8 protein-coding genes are annotated in these 7,912 nt (G+C 39.2%); 5 read left to right on the forward strand and 3 right to left on the reverse strand.

Annotated features, from left to right (window positions below; genetic code table 11):
• Positions 1–202 precede the first annotated feature (202 nt).
• Positions 203–1,183: a diaminopimelate dehydrogenase gene (locus tag K6C05_RS09940; protein WP_296734282.1), complete on the reverse strand. Its 981-nt coding sequence runs from the start codon at positions 1,181–1,183 to the stop codon at positions 203–205.
• A gap of 595 nt (positions 1,184–1,778) precedes the next feature.
• Here K6C05_RS09940 and K6C05_RS09945 point away from each other — a divergent pair.
• The 5 genes from K6C05_RS09945 to K6C05_RS09965 all read left to right on the forward strand — a co-directional run bounded on the left by K6C05_RS09945 (position 1,779) and on the right by K6C05_RS09965 (position 6,210).
• Positions 1,779–1,955 carry a hypothetical protein gene (locus K6C05_RS09945; protein WP_296734284.1) on the forward strand — a complete coding sequence of 59 codons (177 nt, stop codon included), beginning with the start codon at positions 1,779–1,781 and terminating at the stop codon, positions 1,953–1,955.
• A gap of 227 nt (positions 1,956–2,182) precedes the next feature.
• Positions 2,183–3,172 (forward strand): DNA-directed RNA polymerase subunit alpha, encoded by a 990-nt coding sequence (locus K6C05_RS09950; RefSeq protein ID WP_296734286.1) that lies wholly within the window; start codon positions 2,183–2,185, stop codon positions 3,170–3,172.
• Between the two features lie 216 nt (positions 3,173–3,388).
• A complete protein-coding gene (locus tag K6C05_RS09955) occupies positions 3,389–4,318 on the forward strand; it encodes a 3'-5' exonuclease (protein WP_296734288.1) in 930 nt (309 codons plus the stop codon).
• A 168-nt stretch (positions 4,319–4,486) separates the two neighbouring features.
• Positions 4,487–5,143 carry an SIMPL domain-containing protein gene (locus tag K6C05_RS09960; protein WP_296734290.1) on the forward strand — a complete coding sequence of 219 codons (657 nt, stop codon included), beginning with the start codon at positions 4,487–4,489 and terminating at the stop codon, positions 5,141–5,143.
• Between the two features lie 353 nt (positions 5,144–5,496).
• On the forward strand, positions 5,497–6,210 hold the full coding sequence (locus tag K6C05_RS09965; RefSeq protein ID WP_296734292.1) for a DUF805 domain-containing protein: 714 nt from the start codon (positions 5,497–5,499) through the stop codon (positions 6,208–6,210).
• Positions 6,211–6,311: 101 nt separating this feature from the next.
• On the opposite strand, the gene K6C05_RS09970 is transcribed toward K6C05_RS09965, so the two are convergent.
• On the reverse strand, positions 6,312–6,965 hold the full coding sequence (locus K6C05_RS09970) for a zinc ribbon domain-containing protein (RefSeq protein ID WP_296734294.1): 654 nt from the start codon (positions 6,963–6,965) through the stop codon (positions 6,312–6,314).
• A 105-nt stretch (positions 6,966–7,070) separates the two neighbouring features.
• Positions 7,071–7,769, reverse strand: a complete 699-nt coding sequence (locus K6C05_RS09975) for a FadR/GntR family transcriptional regulator (protein ID WP_296734296.1) — start codon at positions 7,767–7,769, stop codon at positions 7,071–7,073.
• Positions 7,770–7,912: the final 143 nt, after the last annotated feature.

Below are 7,912 nucleotides of genomic sequence, written 5' to 3' on the forward strand. Positions count from 1 at the left end.
TATGTCCTCCTGATGTGTTATATTTCGTAACTGGCAGGTCACGATATAATACTAACACATCAGGAGTTTTCCTGTTTTAGGACGCATAGCTAAAGCTTTTCTGAACCACGCGACTATCGCGTGGTTTTCTTTATACAAAAAAATGGGAGCAGGCAGCTCCCATCAAATAGTTAAAAGGTTATTTATTCCTTTATTATTTCAATTACAGCATATGTGCACGCAGCTCATCGCCGGAAAGTGGGCTGAGATAAGCAGGAGCAATATCAAATACGGTTTTACAGCCAGTTATGCCCTCATTATGAAGTCTATTTATGGCACGGGCATAGGCAACAATAACTGATGCCGTGAATTCAGGATTTGAATCCAGCTGCAGCCGGTATTCTATTACATGCTTATGTTCATTGTTCCAGCCTGTGGAGCCGGTACGAAATACGAATCCACCATGGGGAATGCCGCTGTGCTTGGTGTTTAATTCTTCCTCGGAGATAAAATGTACAGTTGTATCGTAGTCAGAGAAGTAATTTGGCATTTCCTTTATTTCTTTTTCAATAGCTGCCTTATCAGCACCGTCTTCGGCAACAACAAAGCATTCCCTGGTATGCTTTTCCCTGGTGGTCAGTTCAGGATTTTCACCATTTCGTACAGCGTTAAGGGCACTTTCTACAGGAATAGTGTATTGTTTTCCGTTTTTTACTCCCTTGACACGACGAATGGCATCTGAATGTCCCTGGCTGACTCCTTTGCCCCAAAAAGTATAATCCTTACCATTAGGTAAAATGGAATTGGCATAAAGTCGGTTTAAAGAGAACATACCAGGATCCCAGCCGGCGGAAATCAAAGCGATATTACCATTTTTTGCTGCAGCTTCATTCACCTTGGCAAAGTGCTCCGGAATACGGGCGTGAGTATCAAAGCTATCAATTACATTAAACAGCTTGGCCAGTCTTGGTGTCTGCTCAGGCAAATCGGTAGCACTTCCGCCACAGATGATCATTACATCAATTTTTCCCTGAAATTTTTCTGCTTCCCCAGCAGGATAAACCTTGGCTGTTTCTGTCTGAATTTTTACTGATTTCGGGTCGCGCCTGGTGAATACAGCTACCAGCTCCATATCATTATTATTTTTGATGGCACATTCTATGCCACGGCCCAGATTACCATAACCATAAATTCCAACCTTCATAGATAATCACTCTCACGAAATGTCGTGTCCTTTCCGTTTACTTTTTATATGTTACTATGCTTTATAAGTATAGCACTTTAATTATTTATATCGCAAGAGTTATAACGAGCTTTAAGATGTCCCCTTCCTATTTAGGTGGGGGAAAACAAACTACAACAGCTGGCGAGCATATCTCCCACCTCGTTGCGACACGAAGTTAGTCCCTTTAGGGGAAACGCTAATTGGAAGATTTTTCTTCTAAAGAAGAAAAATTTGAACAATGGCGTTATAACGAAGCTAAAGATGTCCTCTTTTCTTTAGGTAGGGAACATCTTTAGCGTTGTTAAAATTTTTATTTTATAGTTAAGTAAGAATAAATGTATAAATAATTTAAAAAAATAGGTTAAAAAGTACTTTACAAATTTATACTCATATAATACAATGTCATTCGTTTAGTGCATAAGGTACTAAATATTTTCCCGTTTTTTCAAGTGCAGACCATATTTTTTGAGGTTTGTGATATGCGCCTGTAAAGCAATGGGTAAATTTCGACTGGATTTAATCTGTTGGATAACCTGATTAAAACAGTCAAAAGTATATGAAGGGGTTAGTAGTGTTGAATTTAGATAACTTGAAGGCTGTTCGTCAATCAAAGGGCTATAGTATAGATATGATGGCTGAATTCATGGAGGAATCCAGAGAGGCATATCTGGAACTTGAATATTCTGTTCGGGAAGCTACGGAGGATGAAATGCTGATTCTGCAAAGCATTTTTCCGGAGTGCAGTGACTGAGTTCTGTTATTCAACCGTAATATCATAATTAAAATAGGTTATTGCTTACTAAAAATGTTAATTCTTAATTAGAATAAAACTTCTCTTTAGAAAGATTGTAATTAAAGCTGTCACTTGGTAGGATATATTTTCTGATTAGTAGACTTAGGGTATTGCTTTTTTATAAAAATCATGGTAGGATATAAAGTACGCGAAATTTGTTTAAAATACCTGAGGGGAGTTTTGATATGCTGGATGTCAATACAACAAAAATCCGTTGTTCTGGGGAAGTTACCGATAAAACCCATGGTCAGTTTGTATGTGGTCCTCTTGACCGCGGTTATGGAACCACAATAGGTAATAGCCTCAAGCGCATTCTCCTGTCATCCATAAAGGGTGCAGCCGTGACTGCTGTTAAAATCGCTGGTGCTTCTTCAATTGAGAGCAAGCTGTCGGTTGCCAATGAGGATGCTATTGATATTGTTCTGAACCTGAAGGGATTATGTGTTAATCCAATCGATAAAAATGTTGTTGCTCATATAAATGTTAAGGCACCTAAAGATGAGGATGTTGAAGTAACTGCTGATGATATTGTCTGTGAAGATGAACTCAGTATTGTCAATCCTGAAATGCATATTGCTACTGTAAAGGCCGGTAAGGAACTTTCCATTGATATGAAGATAATGAACGGCTATGGTTATGTTGCTGCTGATAAAAATACATCAGCTGATAGCGGAATGTTCCCTATAGATGCCCTGTTTTCTCCAATTGATCGTGTAGACTATGTTGTAAAAAATACACGTGTCGGTAATATTACCAACTATGACAGTCTTACACTGGATATTTTCACTAATGGAACCGTTATCCCGGTAGAAGCATTGCGGATGGCAGCTGATATTATGATTGAGGATTTGAATCCTTTCCTCGCATTATGTGCGGATACTGTAGTTGATGAGCCTAGACCTGAAAGCTATGGACTTTCCCAGTCTGGCAGTGAAGAAGCAGCAAAGGCTGCCATGGAGGAGCTTTTGAAGGCGTCTATCAGTGAGCTTGAGCTGGGTCAGCGTTCTACGCACTGCATGCAGCGCAACAATATTTATACCATTGGTGATTTGGTGGAGCATACCAGTGAAGAAATCATGGGCTTCAGAAATCTCGGTGCTAAATCCTTTAAGGAAATCACTGATCGATTGGCAGAGCGTGGCCTGTCCTTGAAATTTACCAATAAGGGTGAGTAATCACTTAGTAATACACCGCATTTTGCGGTGTATTTTTTTACAATTTTATATGGATAGGTAGAGATATTAGCTAGATATTAGCTGAAAAATGATTTTAACCTAATAGAGCTAATTTGCTGACAGGAGATAAAATAAAGAGCTGTTCTTTAAAAAATAAAGGATTTTTGAATTTTATGTAGTATTTATTAAAATAAAAAATCGAGAGAGGGAAATCAAATGAATATAGCATGTCTTGATACTGAGTCCACCAGTACAGGATTGATGAACGAGATTTTGGAGCTTTCCATATTGGACGGGCAGGGGCATCTGGTACATAATCAGCTTTATAAGCCTAAAATTATTAAGAAATGGCATTATGCTGAAAGAGTACACGGTATAAGTCCGGCCATGGTGGCTGATAAACCTTTTTTTTCGTTACATGTTGACAGGGTACAGAAAATCTTTAACGACAGCGTTATGTTATTGGGGTTTGCAATTGATAACGATATCAGGGTGCTTCAGCGATATGGCTTTGAAGGCCTTGAGAAAAAATCAATGGATGTCAGGGACCTTTATTGGGCTGTTTTCCGTGATGAGCCAGACGTGGATTATTATCATATTCCACGCCTTGTTGTATGTGCCGAAAAATGTGGTTATGTATGGCGGGAAGGCTCTGCACATTCTGCTGCTGCAGATGCTGAGGCAACCCTGTTTTGCTTTAATACTCTGTTGCCGGAATACGCAAAAAAGTATAATTTGTTTGAGGTGTCATCCGTGGAAGCTTTTAATGATGAGCAAATAAATACCATATGGAAGCATTTGCGTGGACTTATTATGCAGGAGCATCATCGTAAGGCTGTAGAAAAAGCCAGGGGAATGCTGTACCTTGTAAATACCGATGCCGGATATGCCATTTACGCCCGTAAGCATCCGTTATCAAATGACGATATGGAACGCTTCAAGGAGAAAAAGCGTCAAATAATCAGCTGTATAGAGCTGGCGGATTCACAGAAGGGCTATGAGGAGCTCCTGGCAAGATTTGCTCCCAAAATAATTGGTGGAGAAAACTACTACAAGTCCTTTTATGATTTAAATGATGATGATGTGGAGCTGTTCAGGAATTATACCAATGTGTTTATAGATGACAAGTATATTTGTAATCAATGAGATATTCAACAATATGATATTTGTTCAGGGGTGATTTTCATTCCAGTTGATTTACCCATTGCTTTTCTGGTACTGTTTTTTTATTTAATTATATAGAACGGGATTTCCTAACATAAAAATAAATTTCCGGAACATTTTTCAATAGCTGTTAATGGGGGAGTGGGTTTTATGGACAGGATTATCAGTGTGACAGGCAGGGGAGTTGTCCAGGCTGAGCCGGATATTGCATTGCTGTATGTTACTATTTCTGAAAGTGGGAAGGATTATGCTGGTGTTGTCAAGCTGTCAACTGCCATGACTGAATTAGTGCGCATTGGTATTCAAAGATTGGATTTTCAAAAGGATGATCTTAAAACTGAATATTTTGCCGTAGAACCTTGTTATAGGGATGATACCAGTTTGGCAGAGGAATCAGCCGGAGAGCTTACAGGATATAAATACATCCATAAAATGAAGGTGGAATTACCACTGGATAATAATAAAATCGGTGCATGTATATCTGAGCTGACGAAGTGCACAAGAAATCCATTGTTTAATATAGCCTATTCCGTAAAAGATGTTTCCGGGGTTAAAAATATGCTTTTGGCCAGGGCTGTGAGTGATGCCCGGGAAAAAGCCGAGATTTTAGCACAGGCTTCCGGGGTAAACCTGGGACCACTGCAAAAAATAGATTATTCATGGACTGATCGGCCGGTTCAGTCAAATACAAAACCGTTGCTGCAGGTTCCGGATTTGAGTGATGCATCACAAAGGCTGAAGGTTAATATCATACCTGAAAGTATAGTTCTAAAGGATGAAGTGACCATGGTTTGGGGGATGCAATAAAAAAACAGGTGTTTACTGTGTTATAACGCCATTGTTCAAATTTTTCTTTTAAAAAGAAAAATCTTCCAATTAGCTTTTCCCCTAAAGGGACTAACTTCGTGTCGTAACGAGGTGGGAGATATACTCACCACCTGTTAAGGATTGTCCACCTCACCTGTAGAGGAAGGGGACATCTTACAGCGAGTTATAGGTATATCATAGACCGCTGTTACCATTACCCACTGTGGTGATAAAGTGGTTGACGGGTATATACTTTATCGTGCCATGACGCCATTGATTAAGTTTTACCTGTGGTAAAATTTGAACAATGGCGTTATAATTTGAATGTAAACTATGACTTGGAGATGATTTTTATGTCTAAATTTTGCCCTAACTGTGGTCATAGCATTGATGATGAACTGGCTTTTTGCCCAGAATGTGGTCAGAATTTTTCAGTTCAGGATATGCCTAAGACTCCAAACCTGCAACAGCAGGGACAACAAATAAATAACAATCCATATACAACGCAACAGCCAGGTTATCAACAGCCCGGATATCAGCAGCCGGGATATCAGCAGCCTGGTTATCAACAACCCGGATATCAGCAACCCGGATATCAGCAACCCGGATATCAGCAACCAGGATATCAGCAGCCGGGTTATCAACAACCCGGTTATCAGCCACCGATGTGGTATTCCCAGTCCCAGTATGGCTTAAAACCGGACAATATCGTTGAAGCCTTGAAATGGACCAGCTATTCTGGACGGCTCAACAGAATGAGACATTTCATCCGCAATGTTGTATTATGCGTGGCAATTATCTTTGTGTTCCTTGTTTTCTTCATTATAGGAACAATCATGGGGATGGCTGAAGAAGCTGCAACGATAATGGGATATGTTTTCTGCCTGCCATTGGTAATACTATCCTATATGAATTCCATAAAAAGAGCCCATGATCTGGATAAGCCGGGTTGGATAGTAATAGGCTTTTTAATACCTGTTGTTGACATTATTTTGGCTATTTATTTGTTATTCTTTAAGGGAACAGATGGACCTAACCAATATGGTGATGATCCATTGAGATTTTAAAAAACAGGAAGCTGATGTATCGACTCATGTTAGGTTTTAGCACGAGTTTTGCCTGTCGGTACAAGGTCAGCTTCCTGTTTTTATTGATATAGCTAAAATATTTAGATTTTGGTGCCACAATTTTGGCAATACTGGGCTTCATCAATTAATTTGGCCCCACAATTTTTGCAGAAATTGTGTTTAGGCTGGCGTTCCTCAATGAGTTTTGTCCCGCAATTCATACAGAATTTCTGCCCTTCACTTATTGGATGATTACAATTAGGGCAGGTATGGCCATGTTCTTCAGGCATGCTCATTGGGTCATCGGAATTAAGTCGCTCAAAGATCAAAGAGAGAACCGGAATGAGCATTTCGTTGTTAAGGTAAATATTATAGGTGTCTGAGGCAGGTGTTATTCCGGGGGGATAAAGCATGGTCAGACTGTACCCAATAGTATTGTTACTGGTGAACTGCAGGGTACATGTCAATAACCTGTTTATGGGTATAAACCACGGGTAGCCCAGAATGTGCATTCCCTTGGTGGTGAGTAAAAATCCCTTGTTGGGGGCTTTGATATCACCGTCATCATAAAGAAGGATTACCTGTTCCTCAGCATAATTGTATTCGGTAAATTTCTTGAGACTGTAGCCTATACTGGAATCAGCATTGGCTGATACCCCGGGAAAATAGAAATTGTATGGAATAAAGCCTATCCTGGAAATAATATTTTTCCCGAATGCTATATTGTCAAAATTAGTTTCATTTAGCTGTGTCATAGTCATTTTCCTTCCGGGAAATCAATTGTGTTTGTAAAACAAAAGGACTGGAGTGATTGCTCCAGCCCTTTGACAGAATACCTTTCAATAATAAAACACTGTCAGTTAATCTTTATTTTCACTCATTTTTTCGTACATATATTCACGAATAAGACTTAAATGATTTGTCATGAAATTATATGCCTCAAAAATATTGCCGTTCAGTATGGCGTTGAGTATTCTGCGATGGTAAAAAAGGGTATTTGAAACACTCAGGCTGTTTAAGGTGAGTTCAATATTCTTTTCAATTGATGAGAATAAAATGTAGGTGAGATTGCCGATAACCTTGTTTCCGGTAGATTCGGCTATGAGCTGATGGAATTTTCCGTCAAGATCTACATATGATTCTCCGTTATGAATACGATTTTCGAGCTCGTTCATTATATCAATAAGTGCCTGTTTCTGCTCATCTGTAGCATTTACAGCAGCCAACTGGGCTGACTTTGGCTCAATCATCAGTCTTAAATCAATCATGTCCAGGGCAAGCATCTGATCGTCATAAATGAATGTAAGACCCAATGGATCATCAGGTATACCTTGGCGACTTGAAATAAATGTTCCGGCTCCCTGCCTGCTCTCAAGAATGTTACGGGCAATGAGGATCTTAAAAGCCTCTCTCAGTGTACCGCGGCTGACAGAGAATTTTTCCAGAAATTCTGCTTCGGTAGGGACTTTATCACCGGGCTGCAGCTGTCTGGTAGTTATATAATCAATAATCCTGTCGGTTGTCAGCTCTACTAATGTTTTTCCACTATCTTCCTTCATAGCGTTCCCTTTCGTATTATGTATTTTTGTATAGAATTATTAAATTCATATGACTATTATATAAGATTTTATAAAAAAAAACTATACTTAAAACTATTTTACCCTTTAAAAAATAAATTTTTTGCAATTAACAGATAGGCTTA

The sequence above is a fragment of the Anaerovibrio sp. genome (genome assembly GCF_024697385.1).
GTDB lineage: Bacteria > Bacillota > Negativicutes > Selenomonadales > Selenomonadaceae > Anaerovibrio.

Excerpts from the sequence above, each read along its gene's own strand:
- K6C05_RS09950 (WP_296734286.1), top strand. The coding sequence starts at position 2,183 with ATGCTGGATGTCAATACAACAAAAATCCGTTGTTCTGGGGAAGTTACC.
- K6C05_RS09975 (WP_296734296.1), bottom strand. The coding sequence starts at position 7,769 with ATGAAGGAAGATAGTGGAAAAACATTAGTAGAGCTGACAACCGACAGG.
- K6C05_RS09940 (WP_296734282.1), bottom strand. The coding sequence starts at position 1,183 with ATGAAGGTTGGAATTTATGGTTATGGTAATCTGGGCCGTGGCATAGAA.
- K6C05_RS09965 (WP_296734292.1), top strand. The coding sequence starts at position 5,497 with ATGTCTAAATTTTGCCCTAACTGTGGTCATAGCATTGATGATGAACTG.
- K6C05_RS09955 (WP_296734288.1), top strand. The coding sequence starts at position 3,389 with ATGAATATAGCATGTCTTGATACTGAGTCCACCAGTACAGGATTGATG.
- K6C05_RS09960 (WP_296734290.1), top strand. The coding sequence starts at position 4,487 with ATGGACAGGATTATCAGTGTGACAGGCAGGGGAGTTGTCCAGGCTGAG.
- K6C05_RS09970 (WP_296734294.1), bottom strand. The coding sequence starts at position 6,965 with ATGACACAGCTAAATGAAACTAATTTTGACAATATAGCATTCGGGAAA.